We start from the raw sequence: 15,722 nt of genomic DNA on the forward strand, positions 1-15,722 counted from the left end.
TTGCTGGAGTTAAAACTGGCTACAAGTTTAGACATGAGTCTTGCGTCCTTACATCCGGACGATATAATTTTTGTGCATGAATGGCTTTGAATCTTGGTATCATTTGAAAGTCTAGTACATGACAGAAAAAGCCACTTTACTTTGTACCTAGTTACAGCAACGCTTGTAATAGGCCTATCATATTGAATGAAATAATTGACTTACTTTTCGTTTGTAACTATAATAGTTACAAAGTAATCATTAGTAATGGGAATGAGTAATATTTTTTTAATATAATTGTAACCATAGTGGTTACAATTAAAAAGAGAACATAAAACAACCAAAATATGTAAAAACTTTAAATAGCAACAAGAGAAAGGGGACGGAAATTTGAAACGGTTTAAGTTTTATATGATTAGCGGTATTGTGCTCGTTTTGCTTATAGTATGTAACTTCGTTGATAAGCCGATTGCGAAGGTTGGAGAAGTGAAAGATACTGTTATGATGAAGCTACATACGAAAGAGAGTATGGCGCAAATTGATGGACAGACGATTTATTTTAAGCAAATTGGTGAGGGGAAACCGCCTTTATTAATGCTTCACGGGTTTGGTGGTTCTTCTGATGGGTTTAGTGATATTTATCCAGAACTTGCGAGAGACCATACGATTATCGCTGTTGATATTTTAGGGTTTGGGCGTTCTTCTAAGCCGGTTGATTTTCAGTATTCGTTTCCTGCGCAAGTGAATTTATATTATAAGTTAATGAAGAAGCTCGGATACGATCAGTTTGCGGTGCTCGGTCATTCGATGGGGGGAGAGATGTCTCTGAATTTAGCGTATTTATATCCGGACGCAGTGACGCATCTCATTTTGGCAGATTCTACAGGAATTGAGTCTTTTCAGCAAAAAGAAAGTTATGACGTTCCGCCGCTATCGACAGACTTACAAACTGTAACAGAGATTACGGATTATAATAAAAATGAAGTGAAAAATAGCCGCGATGATAAAGAGCATTATGATCAGCTTACGAAAATGAAAGAACGCCGCATTGCGATGGAAGCTGATAAAATTAAGGTACCGACTTTAATTATATGGGGACGGCATGATAAGAGCGTTTCTTGGAAAAATGGTGAACTGTACCATGAGTTATTTGCAAATAGTACGTTTCATATTATTGAAAAAGGATACCACGCGCCGTTTCGTCAGGAACCAATCGAGTTTATGGAATATGTACAAGCATTTTTTGCGAAGCATCCACAATAAAAATTTAAGCATAAATCCACTTCTTTCCTCATAGAGTGAAACTAATAAGGCTTGTCTAAGGAAAGGAATGAAGTAATTTGGAAACTTTACCATGGTGGGTTTATCTTGTAATCGTTGGGATCGTATTGAGTGGCTACATGGTTTTATATACTTCGAAAAAAGAGCAAGATATGGATAATGAGTTTATCGAAAAAGAAGGCGAAGTTTATATGAAGCGCTTAGAAGAAGAGCGAGAGAAACGTAATCAGAGTAGTGATAAAGATTCGGTTTTATTATAATTACGGGAGAGAAGTTATCTAAAAAGATTGTGAAATACAATCTTTTTAAGATAGCTTCTTTTATTAGTGAACGTTTTGGGGGAGTTTCCTCGATTAATGGGTGCTTGGTCGATCACCTTTATAGATTCTATATTTACCAAACAGGTCTAGCGCTCGATAATAATTTACCTTCATTTGCTTCATAAACTAATTTTGTTAAATCTTCTTTGAGCATCTGCATTCGTTCCGCACCTATTTTTTCTATCCAACGTCCTTCAATCTCAGTTAGTATCTCATCTTTTACTTTCACTGCTGACCAACCTCGTTCGGTTAAAACAATAATTTTCCCTCTCTTATCAGTAGGATGCGTTTGGCGCATTACATAACCACTTTTCTCAAGAAAATCCACCATTTTACTCACAGCTTGCTTTGTAATTCCTAAATATTCGGCTAGTTCTATACCTGTTGCTCCATCAGGGGCAATCCGTTTAAACATAAAACCATGTGCAGGCCTAATATCTCCAAATCCCAACTCACTTAATCTGTCATGTAGTTCATCAATCAATGTACTATAAGATAATGATAAAAGTGATGTAAGGTCCAATTCATTACATACTTGATGATTCACGTATAAAACCTCCTCGAACAAAGTCAATCAAATTGACTATATTTAAGTTCTATTGTACTATACGAAAAAAAGTCAATCAAATTGACTTTATCAAAAATATATTGTAATATGCACAATGTAGTCAATTTAGTTGACTACATTGTTTTTGTTATAAAATAAGTGGGATATCCCTTTTATTAAGTAAATAACAATAACGTAATAGCGAGTAACAGGAGGAAAAAACATGACAACAGTTCTATTTGTAAAAGCAAACAATCGTCCAGCAAACCAAGCAGTTAGCGTGAAATTATATGAGGCTTTTTTAGCAAGCTACAAAGAATCACATCCAAACGATACAGTGGTAGAGCTTGATTTATACAAGGAAGAATTACCCTATGTAGGAGTAGATATGATTAATGGCACATTTAAAGCAAGTAGAGGATTGGATTTAACAGAAGAAGAAGCAAAAGCAGTAGCTGTTGCTGATAAATATTTAGATCAATTCCTTGTAGCTGATAAAGTTGTCTTTGGTTTCCCATTATGGAACTTAACAATCCCAGCTGTACTACACACATATATTGATTACTTAAACCGTGCAGGCAAAACATTTAAATATACACTAGAAGGTCCAGTAGGTCTTATTGGAGATAAGAAAATTGCCTTATTAAATGCAAGTGGCGGTGTATATTCTGAAGGACCAAAAGCCGAAATGGAGATGGCTGTTAAATATGTAGCAAGTATGATGAGCTTCTTTGGTGTAAAAGATATGGAGAAAGTCGTAATTGAAGGGCACAACCAATTCCCTGATAAAGCAGAAGAAATTATCGCTGCAGGGCTTGAAAAAGCTGTAAAAGTAGCAAGTACGTTCTAATTAACAAAACACTTGCCACTCTATATAGCGGTACCAACACTTTTATAGCGGGGTACTGCTTTTTTTATTGAATCGATAGAAAGAAGGATTACATTATAATGGAACGTTTATGGACAAAGAATTATATCATGCTGACAATTACAGCATTATTACTATTTAGTGGATTTTATTTACTAATGCCAACACTACCTATGTTTATTAAACAATTAGGTGGAAGTGAATCTCAAGTTGGATTTATTATTGGTGTCTTTACAATATCTGCGGTCATTTTACGTCCGATTGTTGGCGGATTAATGGATCGATACGGAAGGCGCGTATTTATAATAAGCGGACTACTCTTTTTTGCAATGACAATGTATTGTTATGATTGGGTAACAGGCATAATATTTTTAGTGGTATTACGTATTCTCCATGGAATGAGTTGGGCAATTGCTACAACTTCGATTGGAACAGCTGTCACTGATGTGATTCCACCATCTCGTCGCGGAGAAGGGATGGGGTGGTATGGACTTGCGATGACTTTAGGCATGGCTTTAGGACCAATAGTAGGTCTTTGGGTTGTGAAATCATTTTCATTTCATTATCTATTTCTTCTATGCACAGTATTAGCACTTATTGCATTCATATTTGCGCTTGGTACAAAAATACCAGCAGTTCAAAGTACATCAAAACAACCTATATCATTTTTTGAAAAAACCGTTTTACCAATCGCTATTGTTACATTTTTCCTATCCCTTACTTTTGGCGGCATTACAACATTTTTACCACTGTTTGCGGCAAAGATTCAAGTGAATGCTGGTACTTTTTTCTTAGTTTATGCTATCACGCTTATAGTAATTAGACCGATTACAGGAAAGATATCCGATAAATATGGAGAAGGGATCATTCTTGTTCCTGCGCTTCTTATAATGATAGTTGGATTATTCGTTCTAGCAATGACAAACGGACTTGTTGGGCTCGTTATTACAGCTATTTTGTACGGAATTGGATTTGGATCAGCGCAACCTGCTCTTCAAGTAGCAACGATACGATTAGCTCCACCAGAGAAAAGGGGAGTAGCGAACGCTACATTTTTTACTGCTTTTGATTTAGGGATTGGTTTAGGCTCTATGATTCTAGGGTTTGTTTCACAGCTTATGGGATATCAAATGCTATTTATTGTTTGTGCTGTATCTGGACTTATTAGTTTGTTAACCTTTATTTTGTTTGTAAAAAAGACATTAAAATAATTTTTCGAATTATGAAAAAAGCGCTATTCTTTTTGTAGAACCATAGAAAAGGATGGCGTGTTTTTATTTAGGTTAGGTTATGTTAAAGATAAAGGTTGATTATGATAAACAAAAACTCGCTTATCATAAGATTACGGGTGCGGTTTTGAAGTACCAAATTGCAATTTGCGGATAAATAATAAAATTAGCTTTCGAACTAACAAGATACACAATAATTGGCATTAAAATTGCTCAGGGCACAAAAGCTCTGAGCGTTTATTTTACAATACTTAGTTCTAGAATTTAATTAATGTGATGTGAAATTTATCCCGCATTAACGGGCAGTAAGACCCCCACCTCAAAATTCAGCGAAAGCGAAGAAGTTAGGTGGGGGATCAACTGCCCGTAAAAGCCCGATTGGTTCAACTAATAATCAGTGGGGGATGGACAAAACCCCCACTGATTAAAGTTTCACTTTATATAGATGGTTATAATAAAAAACGAATCGTGGACTCTTTTAAGTACCACGATTCGCGATAGTAATGCATGCATTACTTAGATTTTAATTTTTTGCGTTCTGCCTCAATTTCGGCACGTAAAGTAGCTTCTGGATAACGATCTATTTTCCCGTTTCCTTCTTGTACAAGATTATTTAATGTATCTTCTGTCTGTTCTTCAACAATCGCAATTACCCCTGTTTTTCCTGGTTTAATCGATTTTAATGTGCTTTCAAAAACAGAGTATGCATGAGTAACTTCTTTTTTATCTTTAAAGATACCGATTGTGGATCCAATTAGTCCACCTAATAATACACCGAAAGGTCCACCGAGTATGCCAACAAACATACCGATTAAACCGCCCTTATTTGTTTTATCAGCACCAGTGATATCTAAAAAGTCTTCTACTGATAATTCACCATCTATTTTTCGTTTAATAACGGCGATTTGATCTACTTTTAATTGATGCTCAAGGTGAAGTTTTTTTATAACAGAGAATGTTTTGTATGACTGCATATCTTCCGTAAATGTAAGTACAACAGCTTGTTTTTCCATATTTAAAACCTGCCTTTCTCTAAAATCATCATAACATATGTACACGATTTGGGTCTACTTCTTCCAATAAATGTTTTGTATAGCAACGTTCTTCTTTAGGGGAAAGCGTAATGGGCATGATTATCTATAAAAAAAGACACCTAAAGGTGCCTTCCTCCGACTTAAACCACCTTGATTTTAACCACATTTGGATTTTTAACCAAATGTTGTTTTGTTATGTTAGGTTATATTGTTTATCGAGAAATATGGTTCAAATCTATATTTTGTATAAAAGTATTTTATATTTCTAATTTACTTGATTACACCACCAGAAACTCCGGACATTGCCATAATATCAATTATTTTATCTGATACAGTTGCTTCTTCTCCACCTCCATAGTAGGCGTTTAATGCATCAATAAACCAATATGCATCGGCTGTTACTGATCTACCTGAAGATTTCATGGATTCAATCACAGTTTGAACATATATGAACTTATCGTCAAATGACAAATTAACCCAATCCCTACCGGTTGCAATTTTAATCTTTTCTACTTCTTCATTAGCTGATGAGGAAGTACTAGTTGAAGGTGATGGATTGCTACTTTCAGGTTTATTAATTGTATCAGTTTTGATATATTTTCCATCTTTAGCACTTGCATCGTAAATGATATTACGTTCAATAAAACTTTTATCTTTATCATCTAAGTGCAGAACATCTCCAACTGAGGTATTATAGTTATAATATGTGTAATATTCGTGTTTCTCTGTTTTTAATACAATACTAAGCAATTCACATTTAACACCTTTTCCACAGTATAAATCTCCCGTACCATCTTTATCTTTCGGTGTTCCGCCTTGTTTTTCGACGATTTTACCTATGGATACCAAGTATTCATATTGTTCTTTAGGTTGTAAGTTATCAAATGAATCGTTAAGGGAAGCTACGATATCATAAGAATAATATGGATTTTCAGCATTTTGATCTGGTTTTTCTAGTTCTTTATACGTTACGGATTTTAGATGATTTTTAATTTCTTTATCCTTTGATATTTCGGAGACGATACTATCCAAATTCTCAGTAGTATGCTCTGGTTCACCACAACCTGATAAAACTAACATCGCGGTGATAATAGTGAAAATGATTCTTTTCATAGTTTTCCTCAATTCTTGTTGTTTTTACTGGATGCAATTTGCAAAATTTAAGATTTCTCATCTCATAGTAACAAACGGTTTATTTTCATATTCTGTCGAATAGAAACAAAAAAGACACCCTAAGGTGTCTTCCACCGACTTGAACCACTTTAATTGAGTAATGTGATTCACATTCGTAATTTAGTTTGTTTTTCCTCGTAAACTTTGTTCATATGCTTTCACTTCATCAATTGATCCAAATGTCTTTAGGTCAAATATTGTGTTACCATCAACACATACTACTAATAATCCATCTTTAGCTTTAATTACACTTCCGACATTCCCTTTTTTAAGAGAAATAGCAAATGGATTATCTACATTCATTGTTTTTTTCTTCTCTACATATTGATTAAATTCCATTCCAATTGGAAACGACTCTTTTAATTGTTGAAGAGTGTACTCATTTGTAACAGGTGATTCATTTTTAGGCTTCTCTTTTTCTGGTTGTTCTTGTGGTTTAGTCTTTTCCTGATTCGGCTGTGTTTTTTCTTGAAGTAATCGGGTTTGTTGTTCTTCATAGTAGACTACTTTAGAATTCAATTCTTTGATTTTCTTGTTTAATTCCTGTTTCTCACTAAAGTTTTGATCAATAACTTTATCCATATCTTTTTGTGAATATTTAGGTTTCATCTCTTCCGATTTAGAATCCTTAAAAATAGCTATGGAAGCAATGATAACAACTATTACAGCGGTAATTCCAATAATTAATTTTTTGTTCATTTATGTTCCTCCTAAAAAATAACATTATTATTATATAATAATTTCAGGGTTATAGATAGAAAAAAGACACCCTAAAGTGCCTTCCCTCTACTTGAACCACATTTTTCCGAAAAATATTCTGTTTAATTGTATGTTTAAAATAAGATTTACTAATTTTGGGAAATCAGAAGAGGAGGCAGATTTATGAATTTAAGAAAGGGAATTATGGCATGCATGGCTGTACTATCTTTATCTATTGGATTATTTGCACCTACATCTTTGGCGAATGAGTTGGATCAGAAACAAGAGAATCTGAAAAAATATGAGCTTCAAAAAGAGTTTCAGATTAAAGACATTGAAAAAAGATATGCTGATGATATTAAGGTTAGGGACCGATTAATAAAAAAATTAATAACGATGAAATGTTAGATAATATTAATCCTGATAAAAAAGATTTAGGAATAGAGAAGAAAATTGGTAAAAATACGACAATCACTACTTTCCCAGATGCACCATATGTTATGAATTTTTTACCTCTCCTATTAATGATTATAGGTGGTATGGGATCTGATAAGTTGAAGAAAATATATAGATAATGAAGGAATTTCCCCGCACTAGCTGTTCTTTCCACTCAAATTGTGTACTATAAAGAATAGACGGGAAGGGGACATATAGAATGGAATTTCATGAGCAAAAGATTTTGCCAGCGGTGAGGCAGATTAAAGATTTGGAAAAGCTATTACATAGTTCGTATGAGTATATCGTTATTTTAGATATTCATGTCGGTCAATTGAAGAGTGTTGTGTCACTTGCGAAGCAGCATGGTAAAAAGGTGTTTTTACATGTTGATTTGATCCATGGATTACAAAGTGATGGGCATGCGACGGAGTTTTTATGCCAAGAATATAAACCATACGGGTTGTTATCGACAAAGGCGAGCGTAATTATGAAGGCGAAGCAAAAGGGTGTTGTCGCAATTCAGCGCATCTTTTTAATTGATTCTAGTGCGATGGAAAAGAGCTGTAATTTGCTAGAAAAAACGAAGCCGAATTATATAGAGGTACTTCCTGGAGCGTTATCGGATGTGATTGCTGAAGTGAAAGAGCGTACTGGTGTGCCGATTTTAGCGGGTGGTTTCATTCGTACTGTGGAGGATGTGGAAAGAGCGTTAAATGCTGGTGCGACGGCGATTACGACATCGAAGAAAGAACTATGGAAACATTACCAAAAAAAGTGACGGAAATGTGAAAAAATTCTGTTGACACCGCTTTCACGAGAGGTTAACATTATAGACAAGTTAATAAACGTGACGGAGAAAAGAAGAGATCCACATTTTATTGTTTCTATATACTTTTATATAGAGGCATGTAAGCTGTGGATCTTTTTCTTTTGAAAAAAAACGAATGGCCATTCATTTTACCTCTATCACTTTTGAAAGCGTTTAAATTGATTGTGGAGGGATACTATGTCAGCATTTTTAGGAGAGTTAATAGGGACTGCGTTGTTAATCTTACTTGGTGGCGGCGTTTGCGCTGGTGTAAGTTTAAAGAAGTCGTTTGCGAAAGATTCTGGTTGGATCGTTATTACGATGGGCTGGGGCTTAGCGGTAGCAGTAGCAGCGTATGCAGTTGGATCAATTAGTGGGGCACATTTGAATCCAGCTTTAACGATAGGACTTGCGTTTAAGGGAGCGTTCCCATGGAGTGACGTACCAATGTATATCGCAGCACAAATGATTGGGGCAATTATCGGGGCAGTTCTCGTATATTTACATTACTTACCACACTGGAAAGAGACAGAAGATCCAGGAACAAAGTTAGGTGTATTTGCGACAGGTCCAGCAATTCCGAACACATTTGCAAACCTTTTAAGTGAAATGATTGGAACATTCGTTTTAGTATTTGGTATATTAGCAATTGGAGCAAATAAATTTGCAGATGGATTAAATCCATTTATCGTAGGTTTCTTAATTGTAAGTATTGGTTTATCATTAGGTGGAACAACAGGGTATGCAATTAACCCGGCTCGTGATTTAGGTCCGCGTATTGCACACTTCTTCCTTCCGATTGCAGGAAAAGGCGGTTCAAACTGGAAGTATGCATGGATTCCGGTAGTTGGTCCAATTTTAGGTGGATCACTTGCAGGTTTATTCCATCAAGTTGTATTTGAAGGAAAACAAAATTCAGCACTTATTTATGTGATTATTGCAACTGTGATTGTACTAGCAATCTCTTATATGACAAGTAAAAAAAGCGGAAGCACTACAAATAGTAGAAAAGTAGCATAAGGGGGAAACCGATATGAAAAAATATATTCTTTCATTAGACCAAGGAACAACAAGCTCACGCGCAATTCTGTTCAATAAAAAAGGTGAAATTGTACATTCAGCTCAAAAAGAGTTTACACAACATTTTCCAAAGCCAGGCTGGGTAGAACATAACGCGCAAGAAATTTGGGGATCTATTTTAGCGGTTATCGCAACTTGCTTAAGCGAAGCAGACGTAAAACCAGAACAAATCGCTGGTATCGGTATTACGAACCAACGTGAAACAGCGGTTGTATGGGATAAAGAGACTGGCAAACCAATTTATAACGCAATCGTATGGCAATCTCGTCAAACAGTTGAAATTTGTGATGAGTTAAAAGAAAAAGGTTATAGCGAAATGGTTCGCGAAAAAACAGGTCTTTTAATTGACGCATACTTCTCTGGTACGAAAGTAAAATGGATTTTAGATAACGTTGAAGGTGCAAGAGAGAAAGCGGAAAACGGCGAGTTATTATTCGGAACGATTGATACGTGGCTTGTATGGAAACTATCTGGTGGTAACGCGCACGTAACAGATTATTCAAATGCATCACGTACATTAATGTTTAACATTCACGACCTACAGTGGGATGATGAGCTTCTAGACATGTTAACAGTACCAAAGAGCATGCTTCCAGAAGTACGTCAATCATCTGAAATATATGGAGAAACAGTTGATTATCACTTCTTCGGTCAAAATGTACCGATTGCAGGTGTAGCTGGTGACCAACAAGCGGCATTATTCGGACAAGCTTGTTTCGGTGAAGGTATGGCGAAGAACACTTACGGAACTGGTTGCTTCATGTTAATGAACACAGGCGAAAAAGCAGTTGCTTCTGAGCATGGCCTATTAACAACAATTGCATGGGGTTTAGATGGTAAAGTAAACTATGCACTAGAAGGAAGTATTTTCGTAGCAGGTTCTGCAATTCAGTGGTTACGCGATGGAATGCGCATGTTTAAAGATGCAAGTGAGAGTGAAGTGTATGCTAGTCGCGTTGAATCAACTGAGGGCGTATATGTTGTACCAGCATTCGTAGGATTAGGTACACCGTACTGGGATAGTGAAGTACGCGGCGCGATGTTTGGTGTAACGCGCGGTACGACAAAAGAGCATTTCATTCGTGCAACGCTAGAATCTTTAGCTTACCAAACGAAAGATGTATTATGCGCAATGGAAGCTGATTCAGGTATTGAACTGAACACATTACGCGTTGATGGTGGAGCAGTTAAGAATAACTTCTTAATGCAGTTCCAAAGCGATATGTTAGACGTTCCTGTAGAGCGTCCAGTAATTAACGAAACGACAGCTCTAGGTGCAGCGTATTTAGCTGGTCTTGCGGTTGGATATTGGAAAAACCAAGACGAAATTAAAGAACAGTGGCATATGGATAAACGCTTTACACCAGCAATGGAAGCGGAAACAAGCGAAGAGCTATATGCTGGATGGAAAAAGGCAATTGAAGCAACTAAAGCTTTCAAATAATCATAAACAGTGTTATAATGGTGACAAGTTAATAATTCGGTAGGAGATTTGGAGAGACCACAACACGCTATAGAGGCGAAATCTATAGCGGCGTTTGTGGTCTCTTTTTTCGTTATCAAAGGGAGGAATTACCATGAAATTTTCAAGTAAACAACGTAAAGACGTATTAAACGGAGTAAATAAACAAGAGTTAGATGTGATCGTAATTGGTGGAGGTATTACTGGTTCTGGTATTGCATTAGATGGGGCAACACGCGGATTATCAACAATTGTGTTTGAAATGCAGGACTTTGCAGCAGGTACATCAAGTCGTTCAACGAAGCTTGTACACGGTGGTTTACGTTATTTAAAACAACTTGAAGTGAAAATGGTAGCAGAGGTGGGGAAAGAGCGTGCGATCGTATATGAGAACGGTCCCCATGTAACAACACCAGAGTGGATGTTACTTCCGTTCCATACAGGCGGTACGTTCGGATCATTTAGTACATCAATTGGTCTTCGTGTATACGACTTCCTAGCAGGTGTAAAACGAAGCGAGCGCAGAAAGATGTTTAACCGTGAAGAAACGCTGAAGAAAGAGCCTCTTGTAAAACAAGAAGGATTAAAAGGCGGCGGTTACTACGTAGAATATCGTACAGACGATGCTCGTCTTACAATTGAAGTAATGAAAGAAGCAATTGAGTATGGCGCAAAAGCTGTTAACTACGCAAAAGTAGACAGTTTCTTATATAAAGATGGAAAAGTATGTGGTGTACGTGTAATCGATTTACTAGACGGAGAAGTATATGAAGTTTACGGTAAGAAAATTGTAAATGCGGCCGGTCCTTGGGTAGATACACTTCGTGAAAAAGATAACTCGAAAAAAGGAAAAGTACTTCAGTTATCAAAAGGTGTTCACTTAGTAATTGACCAAAAACGTTTCCCATTAGGCCAAGCGATTTACTTCGATACACCAGATAAACGTATGGTGTTCGCGATTCCACGCGGTGGAAAAACATATGTAGGTACAACAGATACGTTCTATGATAAAGACGCAGCTGTACCACAAATGACAACAGAAGATCGCACATACATCATTAATGCGATTAACTACATGTTCCCAAGCGTGAAAATTACGGAGAAAGACGTTGAATCAAGCTGGGCTGGTGTACGTCCGTTAATTTACGAAGAAGGTAAGAGTGCATCTGAAATTTCTCGTAAAGATGAAATTTGGACTTCTGAATCTGGTTTAATTACAATCGCTGGCGGTAAATTAACAGGATACCGCAAAATGGCTGAAATGGTAGTAGACTACGTAACGAATCTATTACAACAAGAAGGACATAGCGCATATCCGAAGAGCGATACGAAACATATGCCAATCTCTGGTGGTCATGTAAGTGGTTCACACGGGTTCCCGGCATTTATCGCGAAAAAAGCAGGCGAAGGTACGAAATACGGTTTAACAACAGCGCAAGCGGAAGAATTCACGAAATTCTACGGCTCTAACGTTGACGTACTGTTCGACTTAGCGAAAAAACATAAAGACGAAGCGAAAGAATACAACATGCCGCTTGACGTTCTAATCCCACTTGTATACGCAATGGATTACGAAATGACAGCAAAACCAGTTGACTTCTTCGTACGCCGCAGAGGCGCTGTATTCTTCAACATCCACTGGGTATACGAGTGGAAAGAAGCAGTAATTAACTATATGGCTGCGAAACTTGGCTGGAGCAAAGAAGAGCAAATGAAATACACAGCTGAACTAGAAAAAGCATTAACAGACGCTGTCATTCCTGTAGATCAACAAGAACAAGCAGCTGCGTTAGCATAAAATAGAGAACCACCTGAAGGGGAGCCTTTAGGTGGTTTTTTTATGGGCTATTTAGATGTTTGTGAATTTATTAGATGGCGTTTGAATTATAGCCATCTTTATAAGGCTGAGATTGAATTAGATGATTATATGTGGGAATGTATCAATCCTAATATGGGCGGATGAAAATCAAACAAAAGTGTTAGTTAAATTAAAAAAGCAGTTAGCTTTTGCTAGCTGCTTCACTCCCTAGAGAATGTCCGTTATATAATTTAGATAAAGATACTAGCTATTAAAAATACAGCTCCTATCAAAATTAGAGAATCAAATAAAATCAGGAACTGGCTTCTCTGTGGCTTTCGAAATTCCTTTATTAAGCTAAAAACTGCACTCATTCCGAAACAGATGTATAACAAAATCATTATTGTTTCTGACACACTTAACACTCCTAATATATTGATAATTTAATTATACAACGAAAAACAGATGCATGTAAGTTTTTGGCAAAATTCTTATTTGGAGTGATTTTATAAATAGAATTTAATAAAAAAACCCCTATCCTTAATAAGGATAGGGAAATGGTATAACAGCTTTTAGGAAGCTTATATTTAATATACTAAAAGAGTAAAAAAATGTATTTATGTAAATTTTGGTAATTGATGTTGGTGAAATGAAAAAAATGCTATTTTAGTTGGAAGAGGAGAATATGAAGCCGAGAGTTAGACTATGATGATTACCATCCGTATTTTTTTATGTATTTATAAAACTTTTCCATAGAGTGCGTCGTCTAATATATGGGAAGGAGGAAATGATGTGGATGAATTAACAGTAGAGATGTTTGAAATAGAAGATAAGGAGGACCTTATCGATGAAATAATGAACAAGTATGGACAAGAGGTCTTACAGCTTGTGTATTCATACGTGAATAATAAAGAGGTTGCGGAGGATTTAACGCAAGATATATTTGTGAAATGCTATAAATCTCTTCATACATATAAAGGAAAATCAAATGTGAAAACGTGGTTGTGGAGAATCGCGATTAATCATTGTAAAGACTACATAAAAAGTTGGTATAACAAAAAGGTAATCGTTACAGAGGATGAATCTGCTTATGTAGGGTTTCAACATGATAGTGCCGAACAAACTGTTATTCAAAATGCAGAGGATAATAGGCTGGCTTCTGCAGTAATGAGTTTGCCGATAAAATATAGAGAAGTCATTTATCTATTTTATTATGAAGAGTTATCAATTAAAGAGATTGCGATTGTAATAGAAGTGAAGGAAAACACGATAAAAACGAGACTGAAAAAAGCGAAGGAGCTTTTGAAGAAAGGATTGGAGGAATAATCAAATGGAAGATCGATTAAAAGGCCTGCGAAAATCAATGGAGAACACAACTTTTAAACATTTGAGTTTTTCTGATCAGCATCGAAAGCAGGTACGGGAAAAAATCAATGCATTAAAGGAAAATGAAGAAGATATCTCTTTAGCGGTGCTGCAACTTCTTATGAATGAAAAAACAGGTTATGAATTGATGCAGTTACTACGGGGGAGAGGGATTCAAAAATTCGAAGGCAATGAAGGTTTTTTATATACCGTATTACATCGCCTAGAACAGAACCGTTTTATCCAATCTAGCTGGGATCATTCAGGGGCGAAATATTATCAATTAAGTGATAAGGGAAGAAAGACGCTGCGAAAGGCAGAAAAAAATGCTACGAAGGCAAGGTTTATATTAAAAGGCTTAGTACAGGAGTGAGGCGGAATTGAATAAAAAAGGGGAGCGTTTTTTAAGCGAAGTTACCAATCATATTAAATCAAAAGAAGCGAAGAGCTTTGTGGCAACTGAACTAGAATTTCACTTGAAACAGGCGAAGAACACGTGGATGAAGAAAGGGTTAAGTGAGGAAGTTGCTGAAGACAAAGCTGTTGAACAAATGGGAAGTCCGGTCAAACTTGGGCAAGAGCTTAACAAACTTCATAAGCCAAAGGTTGATTGGTTCCTTATTATTTTATTGGTGATTGCTATGGGGCTAGGATTTTTGCCAATAGTAGCTTTTGGACATACGAATGATTTACTAATGAATAAGGTGATATTTGTTATTCTCGGCATTGCAACAGCTTTTGGGATGATGCTGATTGATTATCGGAAGTTAGAAAGACTCGGGTGGCTGTTTTATACAATTGGAATACTTATCTTGTTAGCTATAAAATGTTTTCCGACTGGTTTCGTGAATGGGGAAGCTTTAATAAAAATTGGTCCCATCAAAATTGACTGTTTAATGACGATACCATTCTTTTTTCTAGCCTGGGCTTCATTTTTTAATAACAGTAGATTAAAGTTTATACATCTTTTCATGTTGTACGTATTTTCTTTATATCTATTTTTAACTACATCAATTATGGTGCCAATTTATATTTATATTACGATGGTATTCGTTATGCTTTGGTGGAGTAAGTTAGGAAAGAAAACGGCATGGCTCATTACGATGTTACCAATTTTTCTCTTTATTATTAGGGATCTATTTTCCTGGTCTGCTGTAAAAGAATACCGGATAGCTAGAATTTTAGGAATGTTAAACCCAGAGCATGATCTATGGGATTTACGTTTACAAGAGGCAATGTCGTCGGCAGGTTGGTTTGGTACATATGGAAATATAAAGTCTATCCCTGCTGCCCATACTGATTTTGTATTCGCGAGTTTGACTTACTATTATGGATATGTACTTGCGCTGCTTCTTGTCTTGATTCTTTCTCTTTTTGCAGTGAGAATAATGACCATATCGTATAAAATAAATGATGGTTATGGTAAATTGCTACTCGTTGGTGGAGTAACTCTTTTTGTAGTCCATTTCATTTGTAACATTGGCATGATCTTAGGAGTATTACCACGTGTTTCTATATCATTACCCTTTATTAGCTACGGCTTGATACCAACTCTGTTTCATGCATTTATAATGGGGATTGTGTTAAGTGTGTATCGCCGCAAAGATATGTCATTTAGAATGAGAAAAACACCTTGATAAA

17 protein-coding genes and 1 pseudogene are annotated in these 15,722 nt (G+C 36.1%); 14 read left to right on the plus strand and 4 right to left on the minus strand.

The genetic code is table 11. From position 1 onward, the window contains the following. Positions 1-369: 369 nt before the first annotated feature. Both COC96_RS11205 and COC96_RS11210 read left to right on the plus strand, forming a co-directional pair. Positions 370-1,242, plus strand: a complete 873-nt coding sequence (locus COC96_RS11205) for an alpha/beta fold hydrolase (protein WP_142339992.1) — start codon at positions 370-372, stop codon at positions 1,240-1,242. A 77-nt stretch (positions 1,243-1,319) separates the two neighbouring features. Continuing rightward, on the plus strand, positions 1,320-1,520 hold the full coding sequence (locus COC96_RS11210) for a sporulation YhaL family protein (protein ID WP_000449226.1): 201 nt from the start codon (positions 1,320-1,322) through the stop codon (positions 1,518-1,520). 133 nt (positions 1,521-1,653) lie between these two features. Here COC96_RS11210 and COC96_RS11215 read toward each other — a convergent pair whose 3' ends face one another. After that, positions 1,654-2,127, minus strand: a complete 474-nt coding sequence (locus tag COC96_RS11215; protein ID WP_098768815.1) for a MarR family winged helix-turn-helix transcriptional regulator — start codon at positions 2,125-2,127, stop codon at positions 1,654-1,656. A gap of 223 nt (positions 2,128-2,350) precedes the next feature. Here COC96_RS11215 and COC96_RS11220 point away from each other — a divergent pair, with 223 nt between their 5' ends. Together COC96_RS11220 and COC96_RS11225 are read left to right on the plus strand one after the other, a co-directional pair. Then, positions 2,351-2,977: an FMN-dependent NADH-azoreductase gene (locus tag COC96_RS11220; protein WP_098269643.1), complete on the plus strand. Its 627-nt coding sequence runs from the start codon at positions 2,351-2,353 to the stop codon at positions 2,975-2,977. Positions 2,978-3,075: 98 nt separating this feature from the next. Next, a complete protein-coding gene (locus tag COC96_RS11225) occupies positions 3,076-4,206 on the plus strand; it encodes an MFS transporter (protein WP_098768816.1) in 1,131 nt (376 codons plus the stop codon). A gap of 530 nt (positions 4,207-4,736) precedes the next feature. On the opposite strand, the gene COC96_RS11230 is transcribed toward COC96_RS11225, so the two are convergent. From COC96_RS11230 to COC96_RS11240, 3 genes are all read right to left on the minus strand, one after another. Beyond that, positions 4,737-5,237 (minus strand): DUF1269 domain-containing protein, encoded by a 501-nt coding sequence (locus COC96_RS11230; RefSeq protein WP_098269645.1) that lies wholly within the window; start codon positions 5,235-5,237, stop codon positions 4,737-4,739. A 291-nt stretch (positions 5,238-5,528) separates the two neighbouring features. Then, a complete protein-coding gene (locus tag COC96_RS11235) occupies positions 5,529-6,371 on the minus strand; it encodes a membrane lipoprotein lipid attachment site-containing protein (RefSeq protein WP_098768817.1) in 843 nt (280 codons plus the stop codon). Between the two features lie 180 nt (positions 6,372-6,551). Then, positions 6,552-7,130: a hypothetical protein gene (locus tag COC96_RS11240; RefSeq protein ID WP_098768818.1), complete on the minus strand. Its 579-nt coding sequence runs from the start codon at positions 7,128-7,130 to the stop codon at positions 6,552-6,554. A 183-nt stretch (positions 7,131-7,313) separates the two neighbouring features. On the opposite strand from COC96_RS11240, the gene COC96_RS11245 reads away from it, so the two are divergent. From COC96_RS11245 to COC96_RS11290, 10 genes and pseudogenes are all read left to right on the plus strand, one after another. Then, entirely contained in the window at positions 7,314-7,538 is a 225-nt protein-coding gene (locus COC96_RS11245; RefSeq protein WP_098768819.1) for a hypothetical protein, read from the plus strand. Positions 7,539-7,597: 59 nt separating this feature from the next. After that, a pseudogene (locus tag COC96_RS11250) lies at positions 7,598-7,705 on the plus strand (DNA-binding protein); the annotation flags it as partial. A gap of 80 nt (positions 7,706-7,785) precedes the next feature. Then, positions 7,786-8,346, plus strand: coding sequence for a glycerol uptake operon antiterminator GlpP (gene glpP, locus COC96_RS11255; protein WP_098269646.1), 561 nt, complete (start codon positions 7,786-7,788; stop codon positions 8,344-8,346). 228 nt (positions 8,347-8,574) lie between these two features. Continuing rightward, positions 8,575-9,396 (plus strand): glycerol uptake facilitator protein GlpF, encoded by an 822-nt coding sequence (gene glpF, locus COC96_RS11260; RefSeq protein ID WP_088232657.1) that lies wholly within the window; start codon positions 8,575-8,577, stop codon positions 9,394-9,396. Positions 9,397-9,409: 13 nt separating this feature from the next. Next, positions 9,410-10,900, plus strand: a complete 1,491-nt coding sequence (gene glpK, locus COC96_RS11265; protein ID WP_098768820.1) for a glycerol kinase GlpK — start codon at positions 9,410-9,412, stop codon at positions 10,898-10,900. Positions 10,901-11,033: 133 nt separating this feature from the next. Then, a complete protein-coding gene (gene glpD, locus COC96_RS11270) occupies positions 11,034-12,716 on the plus strand; it encodes an aerobic glycerol-3-phosphate dehydrogenase (RefSeq protein ID WP_098768821.1) in 1,683 nt (560 codons plus the stop codon). A 42-nt stretch (positions 12,717-12,758) separates the two neighbouring features. Continuing rightward, positions 12,759-12,881 (plus strand): hypothetical protein, encoded by a 123-nt coding sequence (locus tag COC96_RS28010; protein WP_257201732.1) that lies wholly within the window; start codon positions 12,759-12,761, stop codon positions 12,879-12,881. 627 nt (positions 12,882-13,508) lie between these two features. Next, positions 13,509-14,042, plus strand: coding sequence for a sigma-70 family RNA polymerase sigma factor (locus COC96_RS11280; protein ID WP_098269649.1), 534 nt, complete (start codon positions 13,509-13,511; stop codon positions 14,040-14,042). 4 nt (positions 14,043-14,046) lie between these two features. Further along, a complete protein-coding gene (locus COC96_RS11285) occupies positions 14,047-14,454 on the plus strand; it encodes a PadR family transcriptional regulator (RefSeq protein WP_098269650.1) in 408 nt (135 codons plus the stop codon). A gap of 7 nt (positions 14,455-14,461) precedes the next feature. Next, entirely contained in the window at positions 14,462-15,718 is a 1,257-nt protein-coding gene (locus tag COC96_RS11290) for an FtsW/RodA/SpoVE family cell cycle protein (RefSeq protein ID WP_098269651.1), read from the plus strand. The last annotated feature ends 4 nt before the right edge of the window (positions 15,719-15,722 follow it).

This window comes from Bacillus cereus, from assembly GCF_002577405.1.
Classification (GTDB): domain Bacteria; phylum Bacillota; class Bacilli; order Bacillales; family Bacillaceae_G; genus Bacillus_A; species Bacillus_A cereus_AU.